Origin of the sequence: Enterococcus sp. AZ194 (genome assembly GCF_051713825.1) — a bacterium.
In the GTDB taxonomy this organism is placed as follows: domain Bacteria; phylum Bacillota; class Bacilli; order Lactobacillales; family Enterococcaceae; genus Enterococcus_K.
The window spans coordinates 2,001,068-2,024,102 of record NZ_JBIOQR010000001.1 but is presented as its reverse complement, the minus strand read 5'-3'; the positions used below and the strand labels follow the sequence as shown (position 1 = coordinate 2,024,102).

Here is a 23,035-nt window from a genome sequence, read left to right as displayed (position 1 = left end):
AAGGTGGCAAGGATGGTTAATTTTGAGGAACCGATGAATCGTGAAGAGAATTTTTCAAGCCAAATATTTACTGTCGAAGAAACACAAACGGCACGGGCTGTAGGTTCAGGTGAGCTTGAAGTGTTAGCGACGCCAGCGTTGGCTGCGATGATCGAAAATACTTGTATGAATTATTTGAAAGGTAAGGGGTACGTTTTAAGCGGGGAAACAACTGTAGGAACCAATCTTCAATTGTCTCATCGACGGCCCTCAAAGGTTGGTCAAGAGATACGAGTCGAAGTGAAGCTAATTGAGAAAGCTAATCAGTTACGGTCTTTTGACTTTTCCTTTCACGTATTTATGGAAGAGACACTCATTTCAGAGGGGACACACCAGCGAGTAAAAGTCCAAATAGAACAATTCTTAAAAAAAAATTAGTCTAAAATAAGAACTAATCTGTGACCAGTTTTGGAAGTTATGCTACACTATATTAGAATAAATATAATTTAGTGAGGAGAATCATTATGGCTAGAGAAATGACAGCGTTAAAATTTTATTTCCGTAACGGTGAGACTTGGACAATCGAACGTCGCTACATAGGGGACTTGTGGATTAAACAAATTACTACAAGTTTTGGTCGTATTAATGGTAGCGAATTCGTTGAAATTCATCCATGTGCCGGATTTAAAATTGAAATCTTCCAAGAAGGAGATCATGTAACAACGCATGATATCAACTTAGGTGGATTAGAGTCAGGAATGTTTTCACGTGCATTAAAATATGAAGATATTGAACGTATGGAAATCTTATATCGTTCTGGAACGCCAGATTTAATTTACTTCCCATACAAAGATAAAGATACAGACGGATTGGATAATATCTATCAATCAACGAAAGAAAGCGAAAAAACAAAGAGCTTGTATATCGTTATTGACCCAACTCAAACGGTGGATGATGTCTACGGTAATCATTTTGAATAAAAGTTAGAAATGACTCTTAGTCGAAGCGGAACAGTTGAAAGGCTGCCTCTTCGCTAGGAGTTTTTTTATGTTCAAAGTAAATGCAAAAAAAGTAAGGTACTTGAATAATAATGGTTGACTTTTTAGTAAGGTACCTGTATTATTCATTTATGAAAGGTACCTTATTAAAATGTGAAGGAATGAAGAGTATGGCAAAACAAGAATTACCACAAAAGTTTATGGAAACTCAGTCGTTGATGAGACGTTATATGCATAGAGAGATGGGAAAACAAGGTCAGATGGATCCGCATCATGGACAAGGACGAATTCTGATGATTTTAGGGATGAAGGAGTCTATTTCTCAAAAAGATTTGGCTTTTATTTTAGGCGTTCGGCCACAGTCAATTGGAGAGTTGTTAGGGAAGATGGAGAAGCAGGAGTGGATTACACGAACGGCTTCAGAGGAGGATCGTCGGGTGATGCTGGTTTCTTTAACGGAAAAGGGCCAAGAAGAGGCTAAAAGAATGACCGAGCAGCCTCATTTTGGAACAGATTTGTTTTCTATTTTTAATGAAGAGGAGCAAGAACAGCTAGTCGACTTTTTCGAGCGATTGATAGAAGAGTTGGAAGAAAAAGTTGGCAATGGTGATGAAGATGAGCGCAAAGAGTTTATAAGACATTTTGGCGGCGGACATGGCGGCCCTCGCGGACATCATGGGGGTGGCCCATTTGGCCCAAGAAGACCACACCATCATGATGTCTATCCACATTCTTATGAGAGAGATTTCTAGGTAAACCTTTTTGTAGAGAGTAATAAAAACAATAATCACTTGTTCTATGTGAATGAAGTGATTATTGTTTTGTTCGGTAAGGGAAACAGTAAGCAATAGAAACATAATTCTTAATATTCTGGTGGAAAAGCCAAAATTAAGACAACTCCCTTTGCGCTAAACGATGTTTTGTAGTATAACAATAGATGTTACTTACTATTATTTATCATTTCCTTTCGAAGGAATTGCATAAAAGGAGAAAAAAATGACCAGCGAATTTGAAATGCGCAAGCAACAATTAAAAGAAAAATATGAAGCAATGTCTCCAATAGAACGTAAAGAATTAAAACGTTTATTGAAGCAAAAGAACCTTTTGGCTTATCGTCATGGAGAGCGAATTAAGCGAGAACTACTACGCTTGGAAGCTCGCCGCGCGCAAATGGCATGTGAGCACGACAATACGCAGCTTTCTGAGATTGAAGAACGTATTATTCAAAAGAAAGAACAATTCTTAAAAATTCTATATGACGTAAAGAATAGGAGTTGATGCTATTGGAATTTATCGAATTATTAATTGTTTTTGCATTAGCTATTACGTTTTCTAATGTAGTTAGTCGGATTATGCCCTCAATTCCGTTGCCGTTAATTCAAATTGGCTTAGGAATTTTAATTGGGATGACCGAGATAGGTGCCTCAATTACCTTTGAACCAGAAATATTTTTGATTATGATTATCGCCCCTTTACTTTTTCGTGAGGGAGAGGAAGCAGATATTCCTTCGATTATGCGAAACTTTGGGACAATTTTATTTCTAGCCTTTGGTGGGGTGATTTTGACCTTATTTGGTGTTGGCTTGACGTTATCCTTCTTGCTACCAGCTTTACCATTGGCTGCTTGTTTTGCCTTTGGTGCTGCGTTAGGGCCGACAGATGCGGTGGCTGTGATGTCGTTATCTGGTCGAATTAACATTCCTAAAAAAGCAATGAATATTTTAAAAGGGGAAGGCTTACTGAATGATGCTTCAGGCGTAACGGCTTTTCAGTTTGCTGTAGCTGCATTATTGACAGGGAGTTTCTCTGCTTTAAATGCGACAGCTATATTAGTGGTCTCAAGCATTGGTGGAGCGGTGACGGGATTCGTTCTTGTTTGGATTAAGCGTCAAGTGATTCAATTGATTGAGCGAGCGTCTGCCCGTGATGTGACAGGCTATTTATTAATTGATTTATTGTTGCCTTTCTTGGCGTACGTTTTAGCTGAGCACATTGGTGTATCTGGGATTATTTCAGCAGTAGTAGCGGGTGTTCTTCAGTCGTTTGGGTTTAGAAAAATCACCTTGTTTGACGCTGAATTGTCTAATGTCTCGGAAAGCTTTTGGTCGACGTTAGTGTTTACATTAAATGCTTTAGTCTTTTTATTCTTAGGAATTGAATTATCGCAAGTTTTTTCACCAATATGGGCGAGTGATTTGTATCCAAATACCTATCTATTATTGATTGTCTTGGTGATAGCAACGATGTTATTCGTTTTACGTTTTGCTTACATTTCCGTTTTTTACCTGATTAAAGATGGGGTTAAAAATTATAAAACACAGCTCAATGAAGTGTTGTTATTGACATTTGGTGGAGTCAAAGGAACAGTCAGCTTGGCGACGGCTTTTATTCTACCTATCACAATTAATGGAGAAAATTTCCCTGAACGGTCATTGATCTTGTTTATCACGGCTTGTGTGATTTTGGTGACACTCGTGGTGGGTGTAATTGTCTTACCATGGCTTGCCAGTGATGAGGAAGAGGAGACCCAAGAGCAGGGATTGATTCTGATACTTAAAGAAGTGATAGCTGAGCTTCGATCGGATATTATCACAAAGGATTTGACGGATAAGGAACGGACGGCTGTTGAAGCGGTGATTGAGAACTATCAAGAGCGACTGCAAGATGCTTATACCGAACAGTTAAGCGATAGTGCACAACAAGAGGTTCAAGAGTTACAAGCGCTGATGTTATCAATTGAAAAAGATGGACTGGATACAAGTTTTAGAGACCATAAAATTAGTCCGAATGGGTATCGTTTTTATTCTCGCTTTATCACAAGGTTTGAAAATTCTATTACGCGACAAATCTTGTCATTTATTGGTTTTTGGTTAATCGTGGGTAATCGCCTGATTCGAATTGTTCTTCACCCAAAAATGTTTTGGGAAAGAAAACGACAACAGGGAATCAGGTTACCATTAAACGATTTGGATATGGCGGAAGTAAAAGAAGTCTACATACAAAATACGCAACTAATTTTAGAGAGTTTAGAGAACTTACAAGATGTTTATGATGATCAATTGATTGAACATTTTGTGGAAGAACGGGTTGAATCAACCAACAAGCTTGAACAGGGAACTTTCTTTTCGACCTTCATGATTCAACAGGATACACTTTATGAAAAAGAACTATTACGAGGCTACTATTTGGAACGAAAAATTATTGACGAACACGAAGTCGCTGGGGACGTAAGTACGTATTTAGCCAATGTTTATCGCCAAAGAGTGAATTTGTTAGAATCCTATTCAGTCAACAAGATTGATGAATCCAAACCGATGCGATTGACTTTGAAAGGGAGTAAAATTCCTGCCAATCAATCACAAGATAAATAAATATACTTATAAATGAAAGAAACTTTATGTTGTAATAAAGACTGACGAATATCTCTTGTGGTGACTGCCAGAAGTTAGACTAAAAATCTAACTCCTAGCAGTCAGTATACCTCAAGAAATTCGGTGGTCTTTTTGTTTTTTCAAAAAATGAAGAGTGTTTGTTCGTGCGTTTTTATGGTACAATGTGCGAGAAAGAAATGAGAAGGGAACTGGGCGAGTGAAAGAATTTAAAGTCAACGAGTTAACGAAAACTTATGGAGAAAAGACCTTATTTGACCAAATTTCGTTTCTCATTCATGAAAAGGATCGTGTCGGTTTAATTGGCACGAATGGAACAGGGAAATCGAGCCTTTTAAAAATTCTTGCTGGTGAAGATAATGGGGATGGGGATAGTGCACATCTTTTTTATCCAACAGATTATCGAATGGGCTATCTTTCTCAAGACAAAGAATTTGAACCGGCATTGACGGTATTAGAGGCTGTGTTCAAAGGGAATAGCCCAGTACTTCAAGTGGTGAAACGATATGAAGAGGCGCTGATTCAATTGAACCAGCAAGGAGATAACCCTCAAGTCCAAAAAAAATATGCGCAGGCTGAAGAGGCTATGAACAAAGAGGATGCCTGGTTGACAGATACTAATGCCAAAATTATTCTACAAAGATTAGGTATTTCTGATTTGGATAAAAAGATTGGCGAGCTTTCTGGCGGACAGAAAAAACGGGTGAGTCTAGCGCAAGTATTAATTGATGAACCAGACTTGCTTTTGCTGGATGAACCGACCAACCATTTGGATTATGCGGCTATTCAGTGGCTAGAAAATTATTTGAATAACTATCGAGGCGCCGTTGTGATGGTGACACATGACCGATATTTCTTAGATCGTGTGACAACACGCATTTTTGAGCTGTCGTTTGGTAAATTATATGAGTATAAAGGAAATTATGAAGCTTATGTCTTAGAAAAAGCAGAACGTGACCGAGTCAATGTGGAACAAGAGGAGAAACGCAAAAGCCTCTACAAACAAGAGTTGGCTTGGATGAGAGCCGGCGTTCAAGCACGAGGAACCAAACAACAAGCGAGGATTAATCGCTTTAATGATCTGAAGGAAAATCTTTATCAGGTTCAAACAGATGGGGATATTGAGTTATCTATTGCGACACAAAGGCTTGGGAAAAAGGTTTTAGAGATTAAAGATGGCACGTATTCGATTGACGACCTGACTATTTTAAACGAGTTTAATTTGTTGATACAGTCAAGAGAACGTTTAGGAATAACTGGACAAAACGGAGCTGGAAAGTCAACCTTACTGAATATTCTGGCAGGACGATTGACCTTGACTAGTGGCCTGTACTCAATTGGTGAGACCGTCAACTTAGCGTATTATACGCAACAAAACGAAGAAATGGATCCAAATCAGCGAATGATTGCTTATCTTCAAGAAGCGGCTGAACAAGTCAAACAAACAGATGGCGTTCAGATTGGTGTGGCGGAGATGTTGGAGCGCTTCTTATTTCCACGGTTTATGCATGGAACCACTATTGGGAAGTTGTCTGGTGGTGAAAAACGGCGATTGTACTTACTAAAATTGCTCGTTCAGCAACCAAATGTCTTATTATTAGATGAACCGACCAATGATTTAGATATAGCAACATTGACGATTTTAGAGGATTATTTTCGGACGTTCCCTGGAGCAGTGATTACCGTCTCTCATGATCGTTACTTCCTGGATAAGGTAGTGAACAAGCTACTCGTCTTTAAAGGCCACGGAGTGATTGATGCTTACTTTGGCAATATGAGTGACTATTTATTGGCGAATGAAGCACAAGAAGCGACGGAACAAAAAGAGAAAAAAGTAGTCTCAGCTCCTCAAAATGAAACGAAAAAGAAAAAGATGTCATACATGGAACAAAAAGAGTGGGCGACTATTGAAGAGGACATCGCGGCGCTTGAGCTTAAAATTGATGAACTAAATGAAGAAATGAATCATCAAGGTGACAATTTTACTCGACTACAGGAATTGCAAAAAGAGATTGATAGTAGTGAGCAGTTGTTGGAAGAAAGAATGGATAGATGGGAATATTTGAGTGAATTTGATAATTAAGAGGAGGAATATTGCATGGAACAAGCATACTTAAAACTAGGTAAAAAGTTGATTGAAGAAGGCAATTTTAAAGGAGATCGAACAGGCACGGGCACGAATAGTTTGTTTGGTTATCAACTTCGATTTGATTTGGCGAAAGGCTTCCCGCTTTTGACAACAAAAAGAGTGCCTTTTGGTCTGATTAAGAGTGAGCTGCTCTGGTTTTTACATGGAGATACCAATATTCGTTTTCTACTACAACACAAGAACCATATTTGGGATGAATGGGCTTTTGAACGCTACATTCAAAGTGAAGACTATCAGGGGCCTGATATGACTGATTTTGGCCGTCGTAGTTTGGTTGATGAAGCCTTTAATGAAGCGTATCAAAAAGAATTGGCTGATTTTTGCCAAAAGATTGTCGATGATGAAGCCTTCGCACAAAAGCATGGCGATTTAGGTCATATCTATGGTTATCAGTGGCGTCATTGGGAAACAAAGGACGGCGGCTTTATTGATCAAATCAAAGAAGTCATCGAGATGATAAAAACTAATCCTAATTCTAGACGTTTGATTGTGTCTGCTTGGAACCCTGAAGATGTGCCGACCATGGCGTTACCTCCTTGTCATACAATGTTCCAGTTTTATGTTAATGAGGGGAAATTAAGTTGTCAGTTGTATCAAAGAAGTGCGGATGTCTTTTTAGGAGTTCCTTTTAATATTGCTAGTTATGCTTTATTAACACACTTGATTGCGCATGAGGCAGGACTTGCTGTGGGTGAATTTATTCATACATTAGGGGATGCTCATCTATATACGAACCATTTTGAGCAAATGAAAGAGCAATTGTCTCGTGACGTTAGAGAGTTGCCAACACTTGTCTTAAATACGGAGAAAAAATCTATTTTTGATTTTGAGATGGAAGATATTAAGGTTGAGAATTATCAACCTCATCCAACAATAAAAGCACCGATTGCAGTCTAGCAGTCGAGAAAAGGAGTTTTTATGTTAGCAGCTATTTGGGCACAAGATGAAAATGGATTAATTGGGAAACAGGATAAGCTTCCTTGGCATCTGCCGAGTGACTTAAAGTTTTTTAAGCAGATGACCGAAAGTAATACGCTAATTATGGGTAGAAAAACCTTTGAAGGGATGGGTGGTCGCCCGTTACCTAACAGAAAGACGATTGTTCTAACCCATGATGCCGATTACCGTGCTGAGGGTGTCGATGTGATGCACAATCTAGAGGAAGTTTTGGTATATGCTCGAGAGTTTGAAGGGATTACTTTTGTGGCAGGGGGCTCGATGATTTATAAAGAATTTCTACCCCATTGTACGATCCTTTATCGAACGGTGATTCAGCATGCGTTTGAAGGAGATACTTATTTTCCTGAGGTTGACTGGGACAAGTGGTCGTTGATTGATTTGAGTGAGGGTGTGCAGGATGAAAAAAATCTTTATCCGTATCAATTTGAGACGTACCATAGAAGTGATCAATTAGAAAAAGCTGCTCCTGAAGAATACGGTGGACTGTAGACAGTTGCTAAATAAGTCAAAAAATAAGCTGAAATTCGCTGATGAGAGAAGCGAATTTCAACTTATTTGCTTTTTTTGCTTAAGTAAAGAAAAGAATAGAGAAATACATAAAACCAGCGCCTAACATAACAAATAGATGCCAAACTACGTGCATAAAACGAACGCCTTTTAAACTGTAGAAGGCTGCACCAAGGGTATAAGAAACACCGCCAAGAACTAACAACGTAATGCCAACAGGTCCTAAAGAATCATACAGGGGTTTTGCGGCAATTAAACAAAGCCAGCCCATGATGATGTAAATGATAGTTGATATTTTGGAGACGGTTTGCTTTTTATGTAAGGTTAAAGATTTGTAAACGACGCCACAAATAGCTAATACCCAAATCAAAGCAAAAAGTGTCCAACCTAGCCAACCTTTTACGCTCAGTAAACAAAATGGCGTGTAGCTACCAGCAATTAAAAGAAAGATGGAGCTATGGTCAAAGACTTGAAAAACTTTTTTGGCTTTCGTGAAAATAAGACTGTGGAAAAGGGTTGAGCTTAAAAATAACAAAATTAATGTACTTCCATATAAGCAATAAGAAACGACAGGGAGTGCAGAGCCTAAACGTGCGCCTTTAATGATTAGAAACACAAGTCCAGCTATACTGAGGCCAGCACCAATTCCGTGAGTTACCGCGTTTAAAACTTCATTGACAATCAAATATTTGCGACTGAATTGAATTTTTTCCATACAATCACCATCCTTTGTTTAAATTTAATTTGATGAAAAAAATTTTTTTCTCTGTTATACTGAAAACAGAATAAATACCTTCTAGTGTATTCTAACACGAAATGAGGTAGCTTGTTAAAGAAAGAGTGATAAAGCTTATGAAAAATGTAAAAATTGTAACTGATTCTTCTTGTACAATGGAGAAATCTATTTGTGAGGATTTAAATATTCATGTGATGCCACTGTCAATTATGATTGACGGCGTGATGTATCGGGATGATGAAACATTGAGTGGCGAAAAATTCATGGATATGATGGAAAAGGCGGCAACTTTGCCTAAGACAAGCCAACCACCAATTGGCGAGTTTGTCGAGTTGTATGATGAGTTAGGAAAAGATGGCAGTAAAGTCATTTCAATCCACATGACTAAGGGTTTGAGTGGGACGGTTGAAGCCGCTCGTCAAGCAGGTAATATGTCACAAACTGAAGTGACAGTAATTGATAGTGAGTTCACAGACCAAGGATTATCTTTTCAAGTGATTCGAGCGGCTGAACTTGCCCAAAGTGGCGCAGATGTTCCAGAGATTTTAGAAGCGATTCAAGATGTTCATGACCATACGAAGTTATTTATCGGTATTTCGACACTGAACAATCTAGTTAAGGGTGGTAGAATCAGCCGTACGACAGGTCTTTTATCTAATATTTTTAATATGCGTGTTGTGATGGATTTCGATCACGCAGAATTAATTCCTGTAGCAAAAGGCCGGGGCTCTAAAACCTTTAGTAAGTGGTTTAGCGAGCTGAAAACAGAGCTTAGTAAATTAGGAAATGTTCGTCAAATTGGGATTTCTCATGCAGATGGATTAGCGATTGTTAATGAGTTTAAAGCGGGATTACAAGAATTATTTCCAGACATGACCATTCATGTATTACATACCAATCCTGTCATTGCGACACATACAGGAAAAGGTGCATTTGCGATTATGTACTACACGGATTAGGGCATAATAACGGAGAAACTAGAATAAAATCAAAGGGTGGTTGTGATGTCAGTCAGTTCGGCTAACATCACAACCCTTTATCTGTTGGTTTTCATTTTGTGAATTTGATGAACGTTGGTTTAAAGAAAGTCATAAATTCCAGCCTTTATTGTGAATGTTTTTTTAGAATAACTACCTTTTTGTGTGTATTTTTGCTACTATAATGAAAATGTTAACAAGTGAATGGACGTGAACACATGGACGCGAGAGTAAAAAAAATTGGTTTGCCAATCCTTTTATCAGGTGGCGTAGCACTTTTTATGTATGTCGGTTTATCAGCGGTCATACCAAAAGCTGAGCCTGTACTGATTGCTAGTCAAGGGAGAACGGCAGCTGAATCAACAACAAAAGAGAAAATCCACTACACCGCAGTCGGTGATTCGTTGACAGAAGGTGTAGGTGATCAAACCAAACAAGGGGGCTTTGTCCCATTAGTGGCCAATAAACTGAAAGAAAATTATCAATTGACCTCAGTTGAAATAGATAATTTTGGTATCGGTGGTGAACGCAGCGACCAAATTTTAAAACGGTTAAAAGAAGATGATTCATTGCGAGAGAACATTCAAACTTCGTCAATCGTCAGTGTTACGGTTGGAGGAAATGATTTAATGAAAGTCATTCAATCAAACATCTTCGGCTTATCGATCAAAACCTTTGAAAAGCCTTCAACGGAGTATCAAGAACGCGTGACAGAGATTCTTTCTGAAATCAGGGAGTTGAATGCGACTGTTCCGATTTATGTTCTAGGAATTTATAATCCCTTTTATTTGAATTTCCCAGATATAACTGACATGCAAACGATTATTGATAATTGGAATGATAAGACGGAAGCCGCCGTCAATGAAGAAGGAAACAGCTACTTTATACCGATTAACGACTTGTTGTATAAGGGCTACAACAATCAAGTGGGGGTTGAAACGAGTACCAGTGATACCACAACGAACTCGGATGATAATTTGAACACCGTCAAAAATAATGTGTTGTATGAAGAAGATCATTTTCATCCTAATAATTTAGGGTATCAGCTGATGGCCAATGCGGTCACAGAAGAATTAGCAAAAACAGAATCAAAATGGCTAGAAAAAGAGGCTAAATAAATGGATAATAACAAAAAATCAACAACGGTTGAGAAAACATCAGAAACAAAAATAGACGAACAAAAAGAGGCTAAAAAAAGTAGTGGGCAAAAGACTCCCTCGAAAGAAAAGAATGTGACGCCAAAAGAGGTCAAACCAAAAAATTACTGGAAGCTAGCGTTCTTAATTTTGGTGGGGATCGTTCTGGGGTCGGGTATCTTTTTAGCTAGTCGAGTCTTCTCCTTACGAGAACCTACGTATGACAAGGCGGCAGTCGTCGAACGAAAAGGTGAGCCCGTGTTGACGATTAATACCAAAAAAGAAAAGGTCAATGAGCTGATTGATTTTTATTTAACCGATTTTCAAAAGGATACAGATGTGAAGTACTCATTTTCTTTAGAAAATGAGGCCTTATTAAATGGTGAGTTCAAAATTTTGGGCGTTCCAGTAAATTTTTATCTGTATTTTGAGCCCTATGTAATGGAAGATGGCAATGTTCAGCTGAAAGCGAAAAGCATATCAGTTGGGACATTAGGCTTACCAATTAAAGACGTGATGAATATGGTGAAGAAGAATTTTAAACTACCCAAATGGGTCGAAGTCGATTCAAGTGAGCAGACAGTTCTCATACGATTGGATCAATTCCAAATGCAAAACGGGATGTATCTGAAAGCAGACCAAATTAATTTGATTGACGATTCAATCAGTGTTAGTTTATATTTACCAGATGACAGTAAGAAAGAAGATGCGCAGTAAGTCCGCGATTTATTTAGAAATGGTGTAAGAATGTTTCTAGGGAATGGCGACAGTTGGAGGAAAAGATGAGACGAAGTTTTTATCATTATTTAATGACCTTACGAGGACCAGATAGACAGAATGCGGAGATGAATTTTGCCAATGATGTGAGTCATGATATTCAATTTCCGAAGCAGTCAGAGGATTATGAAGAGTTGTCTTCTTACTTGGAGATTAGTGTGGATTATCTATCAAGCATGGATGTCTTTGACAAGACCTGGGAAAAATATCTTGAAAATAACCAATTATAACAACCAAAAGATTCAGGAAGCTGTAATCAGTCAGCCCTGAGTCTTTTTGCCAGTTCCACTTTGCCAGTCCCACTTTTGTAGGACCATCTAGTGGGATGGTATGCGCGGAGCGATAAGGCGAACTGTTCCAGTTCGCAGACCTTTAAAAGGCTCTAGCAGCCAGTTCTACTTATATAGGCCTATTAGTAGAATGGTGAGCGTAGTGCGATAGAAGTGAAATGGAACATTTCGCATCCTTTAATTTAGCACTAGTCAAAGTTTTCTAATAGTTTTTTGGAATTTGACGGATCTGACTGTTCTTTTTGGGATTTTTAATAAAAGAGCCTAGATTTTTTCAATAAATGAAGCAAGGCTTTTACTTCGAGTGTTTACATGGTACTATTTTGACAGTTGCAATTACCGATAGAGTCGTTTGAACAGGAGGATATCAGATGTCGAAACATAATCAGTTTATTAGTTTTAATAGATATATCATTTCCCTTATTTGTGTAGGGATAATCAGTGGCGGTGGCGTCTACATCGTTCAAAAAGAAATTCGTTTGGCTGAAAAACAAGAAGCCGTTCAAAAAGCCAATGAAACAGGAGATTTAAAAAAGGTCTACGCACTTTATGATGAAATCATGGATAATTATGTCGAAAAGGTGGATAAGGATGACCTAATTGAAGGGGCTATAAAAGGGATGACAGAAGCGTTAGATGATCCTTTTTCAAGCTATTTAAACAATGAAGAGGCTGATAATCTAACCGATAGTTTAGCAAGCACATTTGAAGGAATCGGTGCCGTGGTTACATTAATGGATGACCATCCAACAATTGCTGAAGCACCGATTAAAGGCAGCCCTGCTGAAAAAGCGGGATTAACTGCTGAAGATATTATTGCAAAGGTTGATGGAAAAAGTACAGCTGGTAAGACACTAACTGAGGTAGTTAGTACCATTCGCGGGAAAAAAGGCACAGAGGTGACACTGAGTATCCAACGAGGAAAAGAAACCTTTGATGTCACACTAAAGAGAGATACGATTCCTCAAGAGTCGGTCAAAGGGGCAATTGATGAGAAAAATAAGTCAATCGGTTCTATTCAAATCTTAACATTTGGTGAAAATACAGCGTATGAGTTGAAGGAAATGATTCAATCTTTGAGAAAAGACGGTGCAACGTCCTTTGTCATTGATTTACGTGGGAACACAGGGGGATTACTCGACCAAGTGGAAGAGATGTCAAGTATGTTCTTAAAAGACGGCAAAACGATTGTCCAATTTTCTGATAAAAAAGGGAACAAATCAGAAACAGTCGCAGATAAAAAGTTAGATAAAGGCTTTAAAGTCACTGAACCAGTTGTTCTGTTAGTTGATGGCTATAGTGCTTCTGCATCAGAAATTTTTGCGACAGCCTTAAATGAGTCAGCAGATATTCCTTTAATCGGGACGAAAACATATGGGAAAGGAACTGTTCAGACGGTTCATGGTATCGATGATAAGAGCGAATTGAAGCTGACGGTTATGAAGTGGCTGACACCTTCAGGAAAATGGATTCATAAAAAAGGAATTGAGCCGACCATTGAAGCGGATTATCCAAAAGAGTATCTACTAAGTCCCATTTCTCGTGAAAAAACCTTGAAAAAAGGCGATGGGTCAGAAGTAGTTGAAAATATGAATAAATTTCTTAAAGCACTAGGCTATCAAACGGAAGGCCAAATCTTTGATGAAAAAACAGAATCGGCTGTGCGTGATTTCCAGAAAAAAAGTCAATTACCTGAAACAGGGGAAGTTGATGGGAAAACGGCGACAGCACTAGAGGCCGATATGCGGCAATTGCTTAAAGAAAATGATACAGCCTATCACAAAGCACTTGATAAATTAAAAGAATAGAAAGAATTGTTCGCAATCTAGACCAATATTTCATATAATAAAGGTAGACACTGAAAAATGAGGGATTAGTATGGAGAGAAGACGGCGAATTTTTGAACAGTTATGGTTAATTATACGATATACAATAATTGCTGTGGCAATGGTGTTTTTGATTCGAGGTTTTTTATTAATTCCAATTGAAGTAGAAGGAAATTCGATGGAAGGGACTCTGAAACAAGGGGATATGATTGTCATGGAGAAAATCACCCCTGTTAAAAGGTTTGACGTAGTTCTCTTTCAACTGTCAGATGGGAATACCTATATTAAACGAGTGATTGGTCTTCCAGGTGACAGCATCGAATATAAAGAAGATCAATTATATATTAACGGTGAAAAGGTCGCTGAGCCTTTCTTACAAAAAGAAGAATCAGATACCAAGGAAACCGCACCCTATACAACAAATTTTACTTTAAAAAACTTACTTGGAATGAAAGAGTTACCCGAGGATAGTTATTTTGTACTAGGTGATAACCGAAGAGTATCAAAGGACAGTCGTTCGTTTGGTATTGTCACAAGCCAAGATATTTTTGGCAAGGCACAATTTGTGTATTATCCATTTAATAAAATAAAGAAAATTTCATGAAAAACAATGGCGTATGTGTCCATCAAACAATTGATGAGGCATGCGCTTTTTTGTTATGTGCTGAAGTTTTTTAAAAAACTTTAAGTGGAGGACACTATTTTTTCTCTTATTTGCAACTGATTAGGAATATGATGGGAGATAGGTAAATTGAGGAAAGAAGATTTGTTGGAATCATCGAAATAGGGCATGTTCTAAATAAAATATCTAGGGTAATTTAGAGATTGTCAAGTAATAAAAAAATTCTTGGAAGTATCTATTCCAAGAAATGACGGTTTAAAAAACGTATGGATAGTGAGTAAACTCATAAAATAATCCTAAATTAAGAATAGATGATTCTGAAAAAAATGTCAATAACAACATTTATATTTCAGATAAATGAGTGATAGGGCTTCGTTTTGTTCACTTATCGTTATCTTAGTTTTTTTAAACCGTCAAATAAGCCGTCAGAAAGGGAGTATATCGTGGCACGCAGAGGAGAAAACATTTATAAACGAAAAGATGGACGTTGGGAAGGTCGGTACATTAAAGGACGCTACTCAAACGGTCGCATCTATTATGGTTATGTTTATGCAAAATCCTTTCGAGAAATCAGAGAGAGTCTCTCGGAGAAAAAACGACTGTATAACAATTTGATAGTGGTTTCTGATGATAGAAACGAAACAGTCGCTCAATTGATTCACAAGTGGTTGTCAAAAGAGCTCAATCGCCAAGTAAAAGCTTCCACCTATTCAAGCTATAAATATAAGATGGAGCGATACATTCTTCCTTATCTTGGTGAGCTGCCTATAAATCGTCTAACAAAAACGCATCTCCAACAATTGATCGATCAACTGACAGAAAAAGAACTTTCCGTCACGACAATTCGGACAATTGTTCAGATTTTTAAAAGTGCGATTAAAAGTTCGGGACTGACCAATCCTTTCTATGACCGTCTTTTCCAAGGCTTACATTATCCTTTTTCTATCAAAAAGAAGATTCGAGCGTTGTCGGAAAAAGAACAAGCGCTCTTAGAAAAAGAAGCCCAACAGTCAGAAAACGGCTTGCCGATCTTGTTGGCTCTGCATACAGGTCTACGCATTGGTGAGATTAGTGCGCTAAAATGGCAAGACATTAACTTCGAGAAAAAAGAAATTACTGTGACACGAACACTTCAACGAATTTTTAATGAACAACAGTCTTCACAAACAGTGATTCATGAAGGTTTCGTTAAGAGCTCTGCTTCCTATCGTACAGTTCCCCTTAATGAAAAAATCTTGCGTCTATTAAAAAATAAAAAACGAACAAGTGACTATGTTGTCGGAAGAAAAGGGCGTTACTTTGAACCGCGAACATTAACCTATCAATTCAAAAAAATTATAAACAAACTGAAATTACCCATGATTCATTTTCATCAACTACGCCATACCTTCGCGACTCGTCTGTTGGAGTTAGGCGCAGATATTGCTTCCGTTAGCTCTTTGCTGGGACATCAATCAGTCAAGATGACACTCGACATCTACACCGATTCATTGATGGCGCAGCGAAAAAAATGGGTCAGTAGACTGAAATAAAAAAGACCATTAATTTATGAAACTCTAGTTATTAAAACGATTGGTATTTTTTGGATTTAAGCCAATCAACTTCTTTACGCTGTTTAATATAACGATTCGTATTTTTTGAGCAAGTCAACAAATGAAAAGGTTTTCTTTTGGGTTTTAGGAAGAACTATTCCTTCATCGGTACGTTCTATGAGCCGTCAGGTAAGCCGTCAATCAGTTTAGAAACCCTTTGTTTATCAATGGTTCAGGCCTTTTCTTGGAATAGATACTTCTAGGAAAGAAATGGACTGTCTTTACTATAGTGATTTTCTCATATTAATCAAGTAAAGAGATGGGGATCAAACACTTGATTCAAACAAATAATCCAGGATTTATATAGAAAAGGAGGTCTGAGAAATTTTTCGTGGGACGGGATGATCGTCACAGAATAATGGGAAACTATCAGTATAGAGATTCAACTGAATCTAGTTTTAGACAAGAAATAAAGAAATACATACATCCTAGTTTTGACAATGAAAAAAATCAGGAGACCGATTATAGGTTAAGTAAGGGAGCAAAAAAATGAAAAACAAAAAGAAGAACATACTTACAAAAGCAGTTGTTGCGACAACTTTATTCACAGCAGTAGGGTTTGCGCCAATCGGAAGCGTATTGGTTGCTCAAGCAGAGGATATTTCTGCAGATGCGATTGCGGACACATTCTCAAATCGTTCAATTACTATTTGGAAATACCAAGTCAGAGATGCCTCTGAATTAGGGGACCGTGGAGATGGAACCAAAGTAGATGTTGATAAAGACATCATCCCTGGAATCAAATTTAAAGTAGAACGTGTAAAACCTGTAGGAGATAAATCGTTAACGAATCCAAGGGAACAACGAGTAGACGAACACTACACGATTGATCCAACTTTCCCAGCACAAACGATTACAACCGACTCATTTGGAAAAGCAGTTATTGAATTAGGAATTGGTCGCGCGAACGACGGAATTTACTTAATCACTGAGTTGCCAGATGACCGGACAGGCACAGACTTGGATGCAACTGATGGCAAGAAAATTGGTACACCGGCAGATCCATTCTTCGTGTATGTTCCACAAACGAATCGTCAAGATACAGGGAAATTAATCTACGATGTGCAGGTACAACCAAAAAATATCTTAGAAAGTTTGGTTAATCCTGATAAAACGATCAACGACTTAAAAGGGGATTCTGTGCACGCAGGACAAGAATTTCAGTGGGAGCTTGCAGCGAAGGTTCCTGCCGGGTTATGGCAAATCGCTGCACAAACAGGTCCCGTAGACGTGTTGAAGGCAGACGGCACAGTTGAACGCACCGTGAGTATCACTGCGGGCGATCCAATTATCATTGTGGATCCAGACGATAGCTCACTGTTACAACCAAACTTCTCTATGACCGATGTTCTAAATGAAAAATTAATCTACAAAGACAACAGCGCAAAAATGCAAGTCCGAGTGGGGGATACGGGAACATGGATTGATTTGGATCCTACAGACTACACTGTTTCTTATGATGCACCAAGCAGAACCTTAAAAACAGCGTTAACAAGAGCTGGGTTAGAAAAAGTTGGGACAGCAGCGAATGGGTATACAGACATTCGTACCGTCTTCACGGCAACGGTTGCGGAAAATTGGAACGGCATCTTAGACAATAACTTTACTGTGAATTATCAAATTCCTGGTCAAACACCAAAAACAGTTACCCCACCTCCATTAACACAACCAAAATATTACACAGGTGGATTTGATATTAAGAAAACAGGGGAAGATACAAAAGCCGTCTTAAAAGATGCTGAATTCATGATTGCCTTAACAAAAGAAGATGCAGAAGCTGGGAAATTTATCGCGACTGATGGTAAAGCTTATGAAAAAGATGCAACATTACCTCCAGGTGTACAATTGATTAAAGCGACATCTGATGAGGATGGTCTTGCGGCCTTTGATGGATTAGCACTTGACTGGACCGATGCGAATTCGGATAACTATGTTCAAGACGATGAAGTCAGTCGTAAGTATTGGGTAGTGGAAACCAAAGCCCCAGAAGGTTATGAGTTATTGAAAGAACCTGTCGAAGTGACCGTTGACTTAACCACAGAAAAAGACGATACCATTGAATTAAACATTGTTGATAAACGTAAAACAGACTTGCCATTTACTGGGGGCGAAGGAACGACGCTTCTTGTGGCCATTGCCTTAGGTGCAATCACTGTTGGTACCGTAGCGATTATGATTGACAAGAAACGTCGCAAAGCTTAGGTGAGAACAAATGAAAGGATGGATAGGCGATGCGAAAAAAGAGACGAGTGAAGCAGATAGTCGCCGTTCTTCTTCCAATGCTGGTTCTTTTAGGGATTGTCTTTACCTTCCCTAAAGGAAACAGCTTACAAGCAGATGATTCTGAGCAACCTTTTGCGACGGTCAAATTGGCAGGAAAAACGACTACTTTGACCGATGTTTCAGTGAAAGAGGAAACCGTTGAAGTGGAATTGGTCGGAAAGAAAGATGAACTGATTCAACTGCCTGATGATGAAGCCTATGAACTTTCTCAGCTGGACGAAGAAGGGAATCCTGTCGAAATTCCAGAAATAGAGAAAACAGAACTTGATGAATGGTTGGAACAACACTCTTCTAAAGCGTCGGAAACGCAAGAAACCTCAGAAACAGCACAAACTTCTACTGAGACTTCAACAAGTGAAGAGCTAGAAGAAGCACGTCAACCAGAACTCTTTCATGTAACAGGAGAAGATGGCAAAGGGGTGACCTATCTTCAAGTAATGAAAGATGAACCCTTACGTTTTGTGGTTCAGAGACAATCGGAAGAGAAGACACCAATTGTGTTGAAATCAACTGAAAAAGAAAAAACAGAGCAATCGCTTTTTTCTTTCGAAGAGAGATCAACTGAGAAGGAAAAGACCTCTGAGACGTCGAAAAGCACGACAAAAACAGCAGGTAGCTCAGAATCTAAAGCGAACGAACCAACGAATGATTCTTCTTCAGAAACGAAGGAAGAAGTCACACCTCCGAAAATAGAAGAATCAGAGGATACAGAGAAATACGAAAATATTCAATTTGTCGAAACAAAATCCACGAAAAAAAGTTTGGATGAATTACTTTCAGGAGAGTATGACGAAGAAGATTCATTGCGAGCACCCAAATTTTTGCCAGAAAAGAAAGCAACACAAAGTGGTGAAAGTAAATCGAGTGGAACCATTAATATTCGTGATGCAAAGGTTGTAGTAAAGACGGGAACGGCTTCTTTTGATTCTGATAATAATCCAGGACATGATAAGGATGCGACAAATGATATCGTTCGTTCTTTTGATCAAGTGATATATTTAGTATCTTTTTCTGTTCAAAATCAAAATATACAAACGAAGTATTCAAATATTCGTTATCGTGTAGTCAGTAAATTACCTGATGCATTAAAAGATGTTGATGGAACTTTGGTTAATATTGGTAGTATTGTCAATGGATCAAGCTACGATTTGCCGAATGGTGAACAATATTCAGAGGGGATTATGGAATCGGTTATTAGTGATACTGGACAAATATTTGTTCCCGTCACACTTTCTGTATTTGGACCTAAGCATGGAACGATTATTTCACCACAGTTTCAATTAGAAGTTGTTGATGCAATAAATGAAGAAACAGGCCAAGTAGAGAAGATAAATAAAACCTATAATAGCAATGACTTTTCTGGATTAACTCCTGCCGATACAAAAGTATCTGCATTGCCATCTATAGGAGTTGAGCTGGTTCAAGGGGAAATTAAGAATAATACAGTGATACAATCAGCAATTACAACAGAAAGTGCATACGATGTAGCTGCCATCACAACGTTAAAACCAATAGCTGGTCGAGCGACTGGTGACTATAGAGGTTCGAGCTTCCCTAGTGGTCCAATCACTTTTAATGTCAAACAAAAAGGGACCTATCAAAAAGGAGCAGGTGCGACCACTAATTTAACTAGTGCACAATTTAATCCATTTTATGTGGAGTCTTACGCACCAGCTGTTAAAGATCGCACAAGTGAAACTTGGCAACATACTTGGGTACGGACAACAGATATTACAAAGTTTGTAAAACCTTTGTCTGCACCACATGCAAAAACATATCGTATTTACAACTCGCAACCTGTTGTTGCAGACAAAACCGAGATAGGTGTATTCGATGCTGGTGATTTTTCGGTGACCAGAGATGCATCTGTTACCAATAGTAACTATGCACCAACGTACAATCCATACACTTATTTAATGAACGGGGATAGAAGTCCAGTCGCTACAGCAAAAAGTTTTTCTAGCTTAGAAATGGTGTTTAGCTGGAATAACAAAAAGACACAGGATTTGGCAACTGCAAATGGTTGGACCCGTTATGACATGACTTTATATGTGGATTCAGTATCGTATGATGGGATTACAAGTGCAAATTCATCAAGTATATCATATCCCACAGTTACCGCAACTCCAGGACACTACTTAGCAACTCCAGCTTTCTTTAATGAGGAATTTGGTGGAACATATCCCATACCTGATACAACAATCCGACTTACTAACGCAACACCTGGTAGTGGGGGAGTGTGGAATTTTGGTAATGGACAATTGTCATCAGGTAGTCGAGTGTGGTTAAGTAACTACGCTCAAACGGGTGCAATAGCAAATGCGAGTCGAGTTGCAGGTAGTGAACATTTAACAATGTGGGATCCGAGTGCTTTTCAGTATGATAAGTCGATGTCGCCATATAATTTCCCATGGTCAACAAAAAATAATCATGCGGAATACCAATACGGAGTGGCAAAAAATATAACCGGAACTCCACCTTACACGATGAATGTAAGGAAAATAGATGCAGATAAATCTTTGTACAACTGGTATGCAACTCCAGAAGAAGCAGAATCTCATGGAAGCATCAGTGCATTACTTTATATCGGAAAATATGATCATAATCCTGCTGCATGGGACAGTTTAGAGAAATTCCAAGTGACACCAGTTGTTGTGAAGGCTGTGCCGGGAGCAAAGACCCCTACTGGTAATCCTATTGTTATCCTTGGTTCACAGAAGTTTATTGATAAAAACGGAAATACAATTTTTGATTCTGTAACTAATGGAACAGCCGGTAAGACAGGGAACGGTAACACTACAGGAGTTGGGAAATATAAGCCTACAGTATATTCCACTTCTGGTGTCCCAACTACGTACCCTATGGAATATTATAACCACCTCGGAGATACAGCTTATATTAAAAATATGTCGATTACCACCAAAACAGAGGTGGAAAAAAGTATGTATCAATCACATGAAGAGGTGAATATCAAAGTTAATGGGGTTATTCAAGGCAGTAAAACAGCATCATATGATAGCTCTTTAATTGTTGATTTACCACCAGGCGTTACATATAAACCAGGTTCTTCAGTGGATGCTCTAGGTAATCCATTGCCAGACCCTATCGTGACCATGGATGTTTCGGCTCCAGGTTTCACAAATCTACGATGGAACTTTTCTAAAGTTTCAATTGAAACTGGAACCGAGGTAAACTTTGTTAGTAAGCTTGATCAAAGTAAACTATCATTCTCGAATACAGGTTATACAGGTAGTCTAGTAGTCAACACATATGGCGAAGTTTGGGCAACCGGAAATGAGAACAGTCGAGATACTTCTGATATAAAGCTTAGACGGTCTTATGACTACTTTACTGTTCAACGCATGCAACAGGTGATTCTAAGTAAGGATGCGAATAAACCATTAATTGAAGTCGGCAACACGGATCCTGTTGGGACAGATACATCCATTACTTATGAAGTTACTTTACTCAATGAAAGCTTGGACGATATTGTAGATGGCCGTTTACTTGATGTCTTGCCGTTTGACAACGACGGGCGAGGAACGAAATTTAGTGGCAACTATACTGTCACTAATGTTCAAGTGACTGGGCCTAGTCCAACCATTAGCTTTTCTAATTCATCGATGGCCTACGATACTGATCCGAATACACTGTCTGGATGGGTTACATACAAACCAGGGGTGGATCCGGTGACGAAAGTCAAAGATGCTAAAGCTATCTTGGTTTCTGTGCCCAAGCTTGCTGTAGATGAGAAAGTCGTATTGAAAATTACGATTCAACCGAAGGATCAAAAAGCGGGAGACGTCTTGGTCAATAATGCCCAGATGAACTCGCAATTTGACTTACAGGTCAATTCTCAAGCAGTTTGGACCCGTGTCCATGGTCGTGACCTATCCGGTGTGGCTTGGTACGATGACAACTATGATGGCTTAATCGGCAACATGGCGAATGGCACACCTGAAGCTTTTGCTAAAGATATTCCAGTGAAATTGTATCGCACAAGCCTTGACGATCCGTCCTACCAAGACAAACTTGTCAAAGAAAGTCTGACGGGTGAATCGTTGATTGATACAAATGGTGATTCTTTAGTCAAAACAGATGCGAATGGGAAATACAAATTCTCAAATCTGCCAGAAGGCACCTACGTCGCAGAATTTATCGTTCGTGATCGAGTGGTTCGTAAAGAAGTTCAAGTGACGACGGCCGATGTGGGCGACGACCCTACGAAAAATTCGAAGGCGAGTCAAAGTACCCATAAGACGCCGGATTATCATCAACCTATCTTGTCTGATTTGCCAGACGCAACGACACCGGCGGATCCGACTTATCACATCACCGATGTGAATATTGGCTTGATTCGTGCATCACGGATTCGCTTGTTTAAGTACCAGACAGGGACGGTCGTCGATGCCAATAACGATGGCATCATCAGTGATGTTGAAAAAGCGACCGGGACGCCGATTCCTGGCGCAGAGTTTACCATCTATCACGAAGGCGTTGCCCAAGGGACAGCGACCACAGATGAGACAGGTTTCTTATTGTTTGATTTCTTCTTTAGAGGAGACTACACCTTAATAGAAACCAAAGCACCCGATGGGTATGAGTTAATTAAGCATGACATTCCTGTCACGATTAAAGAAGGAAATGAGACGATTATTCTGTATCAAGAAAATGATCGGACAACTGATCTACCATTTACTGGTGGCAATGGGCCGGCCCGACTCTTTTTACTGGTCTCAGGCAGTATCTTCTTACTTGGTTTACTAGGAATTGCATGGCACTATCGCACACCAAAAAAGAAAGGAGCGGCATAA

The 23,035-nt window shown here is 38.9% G+C and carries 18 protein-coding genes; 17 read left to right on the top strand and 1 reads right to left on the bottom strand.

Translation table 11 applies throughout. From position 1 onward, the window contains the following. Positions 1 to 12 precede the first annotated feature (12 nt). The 8 genes from IGI37_RS09330 (at position 13) to IGI37_RS09295 (ending at position 7,964) form a co-directional block, all read left to right on the top strand. The gene (locus IGI37_RS09330) at positions 13 to 417 is read left to right on the top strand and encodes a thioesterase family protein (protein WP_438761419.1); all 405 of its coding nucleotides are present in this window, start codon (positions 13 to 15) and stop codon (positions 415 to 417) included. Positions 418 to 503: 86 nt separating this feature from the next. Next, on the top strand, positions 504 to 959 hold the full coding sequence (locus tag IGI37_RS09325) for a hypothetical protein (protein WP_438761417.1): 456 nt from the start codon (positions 504 to 506) through the stop codon (positions 957 to 959). A 188-nt stretch (positions 960 to 1,147) separates the two neighbouring features. Continuing rightward, the gene (locus IGI37_RS09320) at positions 1,148 to 1,729 is read left to right on the top strand and encodes a MarR family winged helix-turn-helix transcriptional regulator (protein ID WP_438761415.1); all 582 of its coding nucleotides are present in this window, start codon (positions 1,148 to 1,150) and stop codon (positions 1,727 to 1,729) included. A gap of 244 nt (positions 1,730 to 1,973) precedes the next feature. Continuing rightward, the gene (locus IGI37_RS09315) at positions 1,974 to 2,255 is read left to right on the top strand and encodes a hypothetical protein (protein ID WP_438761413.1); all 282 of its coding nucleotides are present in this window, start codon (positions 1,974 to 1,976) and stop codon (positions 2,253 to 2,255) included. Positions 2,256 to 2,260: 5 nt separating this feature from the next. After that, positions 2,261 to 4,348 (top strand): cation:proton antiporter, encoded by a 2,088-nt coding sequence (locus tag IGI37_RS09310; RefSeq protein ID WP_438761412.1) that lies wholly within the window; start codon positions 2,261 to 2,263, stop codon positions 4,346 to 4,348. A 217-nt stretch (positions 4,349 to 4,565) separates the two neighbouring features. Next, positions 4,566 to 6,449: an ABC-F family ATP-binding cassette domain-containing protein gene (locus IGI37_RS09305; protein WP_438761411.1), complete on the top strand. Its 1,884-nt coding sequence runs from the start codon at positions 4,566 to 4,568 to the stop codon at positions 6,447 to 6,449. Positions 6,450 to 6,464: 15 nt separating this feature from the next. Continuing rightward, positions 6,465 to 7,412 carry a thymidylate synthase gene (locus IGI37_RS09300; RefSeq protein WP_438761409.1) on the top strand — a complete coding sequence of 316 codons (948 nt, stop codon included), beginning with the start codon at positions 6,465 to 6,467 and terminating at the stop codon, positions 7,410 to 7,412. 21 nt (positions 7,413 to 7,433) lie between these two features. After that, complete coding sequence (locus IGI37_RS09295) at positions 7,434 to 7,964, top strand: dihydrofolate reductase (RefSeq protein WP_438761407.1); 531 nt, start codon at positions 7,434 to 7,436, stop codon at positions 7,962 to 7,964. 79 nt (positions 7,965 to 8,043) lie between these two features. Here the strand turns inward: IGI37_RS09295 and trhA are convergent, their stop codons facing one another. After that, the gene (gene trhA, locus IGI37_RS09290; protein ID WP_438761406.1) at positions 8,044 to 8,697 is read right to left on the bottom strand and encodes a PAQR family membrane homeostasis protein TrhA; all 654 of its coding nucleotides are present in this window, start codon (positions 8,695 to 8,697) and stop codon (positions 8,044 to 8,046) included. A 137-nt stretch (positions 8,698 to 8,834) separates the two neighbouring features. Here trhA and IGI37_RS09285 point away from each other — a divergent pair, with 137 nt between their 5' ends. From IGI37_RS09285 to IGI37_RS09245, 9 genes are all read left to right on the top strand, one after another. After that, a complete protein-coding gene (locus IGI37_RS09285) occupies positions 8,835 to 9,677 on the top strand; it encodes a DegV family protein (RefSeq protein WP_438761405.1) in 843 nt (280 codons plus the stop codon). A gap of 236 nt (positions 9,678 to 9,913) precedes the next feature. Then, positions 9,914 to 10,813, top strand: coding sequence for an SGNH/GDSL hydrolase family protein (locus tag IGI37_RS09280; RefSeq protein ID WP_438761403.1), 900 nt, complete (start codon positions 9,914 to 9,916; stop codon positions 10,811 to 10,813). Continuing rightward, entirely contained in the window at positions 10,814 to 11,548 is a 735-nt protein-coding gene (locus tag IGI37_RS09275; protein ID WP_438761401.1) for a YpmS family protein, read from the top strand. A gap of 65 nt (positions 11,549 to 11,613) precedes the next feature. Next, positions 11,614 to 11,838: a YozE family protein gene (locus IGI37_RS09270; protein ID WP_438761400.1), complete on the top strand. Its 225-nt coding sequence runs from the start codon at positions 11,614 to 11,616 to the stop codon at positions 11,836 to 11,838. Between the two features lie 431 nt (positions 11,839 to 12,269). Then, positions 12,270 to 13,706, top strand: a complete 1,437-nt coding sequence (locus tag IGI37_RS09265; protein ID WP_438761398.1) for a S41 family peptidase — start codon at positions 12,270 to 12,272, stop codon at positions 13,704 to 13,706. A gap of 70 nt (positions 13,707 to 13,776) precedes the next feature. Continuing rightward, on the top strand, positions 13,777 to 14,328 hold the full coding sequence (gene lepB, locus IGI37_RS09260; protein WP_438761397.1) for a signal peptidase I: 552 nt from the start codon (positions 13,777 to 13,779) through the stop codon (positions 14,326 to 14,328). Between the two features lie 461 nt (positions 14,329 to 14,789). After that, entirely contained in the window at positions 14,790 to 15,878 is a 1,089-nt protein-coding gene (locus IGI37_RS09255) for a tyrosine-type recombinase/integrase (RefSeq protein ID WP_438761395.1), read from the top strand. 549 nt (positions 15,879 to 16,427) lie between these two features. Continuing rightward, entirely contained in the window at positions 16,428 to 18,140 is a 1,713-nt protein-coding gene (locus IGI37_RS09250) for a SpaH/EbpB family LPXTG-anchored major pilin (protein ID WP_438761394.1), read from the top strand. Positions 18,141 to 18,169: 29 nt separating this feature from the next. Further along, the gene (locus tag IGI37_RS09245; protein ID WP_438761392.1) at positions 18,170 to 23,035 is read left to right on the top strand and encodes a SpaA isopeptide-forming pilin-related protein; all 4,866 of its coding nucleotides are present in this window, start codon (positions 18,170 to 18,172) and stop codon (positions 23,033 to 23,035) included.

Coding starts and splice junctions, on each gene's coding strand:
- trhA (WP_438761406.1), bottom strand. CDS start 8,697: ATGGAAAAAATTCAATTCAGTCGCAAATATTTGATTGTCAATGAAGTT.
- IGI37_RS09275 (WP_438761401.1), top strand. CDS start 10,814: ATGGATAATAACAAAAAATCAACAACGGTTGAGAAAACATCAGAAACA.
- IGI37_RS09270 (WP_438761400.1), top strand. CDS start 11,614: ATGAGACGAAGTTTTTATCATTATTTAATGACCTTACGAGGACCAGAT.
- IGI37_RS09320 (WP_438761415.1), top strand. CDS start 1,148: ATGGCAAAACAAGAATTACCACAAAAGTTTATGGAAACTCAGTCGTTG.
- IGI37_RS09245 (WP_438761392.1), top strand. CDS start 18,170: ATGCGAAAAAAGAGACGAGTGAAGCAGATAGTCGCCGTTCTTCTTCCA.
- IGI37_RS09285 (WP_438761405.1), top strand. CDS start 8,835: ATGAAAAATGTAAAAATTGTAACTGATTCTTCTTGTACAATGGAGAAA.
- IGI37_RS09250 (WP_438761394.1), top strand. CDS start 16,428: ATGAAAAACAAAAAGAAGAACATACTTACAAAAGCAGTTGTTGCGACA.
- IGI37_RS09325 (WP_438761417.1), top strand. CDS start 504: ATGGCTAGAGAAATGACAGCGTTAAAATTTTATTTCCGTAACGGTGAG.
- IGI37_RS09280 (WP_438761403.1), top strand. CDS start 9,914: ATGGACGCGAGAGTAAAAAAAATTGGTTTGCCAATCCTTTTATCAGGT.
- IGI37_RS09315 (WP_438761413.1), top strand. CDS start 1,974: ATGACCAGCGAATTTGAAATGCGCAAGCAACAATTAAAAGAAAAATAT.
- IGI37_RS09300 (WP_438761409.1), top strand. CDS start 6,465: ATGGAACAAGCATACTTAAAACTAGGTAAAAAGTTGATTGAAGAAGGC.
- lepB (WP_438761397.1), top strand. CDS start 13,777: ATGGAGAGAAGACGGCGAATTTTTGAACAGTTATGGTTAATTATACGA.
- IGI37_RS09330 (WP_438761419.1), top strand. CDS start 13: ATGGTTAATTTTGAGGAACCGATGAATCGTGAAGAGAATTTTTCAAGC.
- IGI37_RS09295 (WP_438761407.1), top strand. CDS start 7,434: ATGTTAGCAGCTATTTGGGCACAAGATGAAAATGGATTAATTGGGAAA.
- IGI37_RS09265 (WP_438761398.1), top strand. CDS start 12,270: ATGTCGAAACATAATCAGTTTATTAGTTTTAATAGATATATCATTTCC.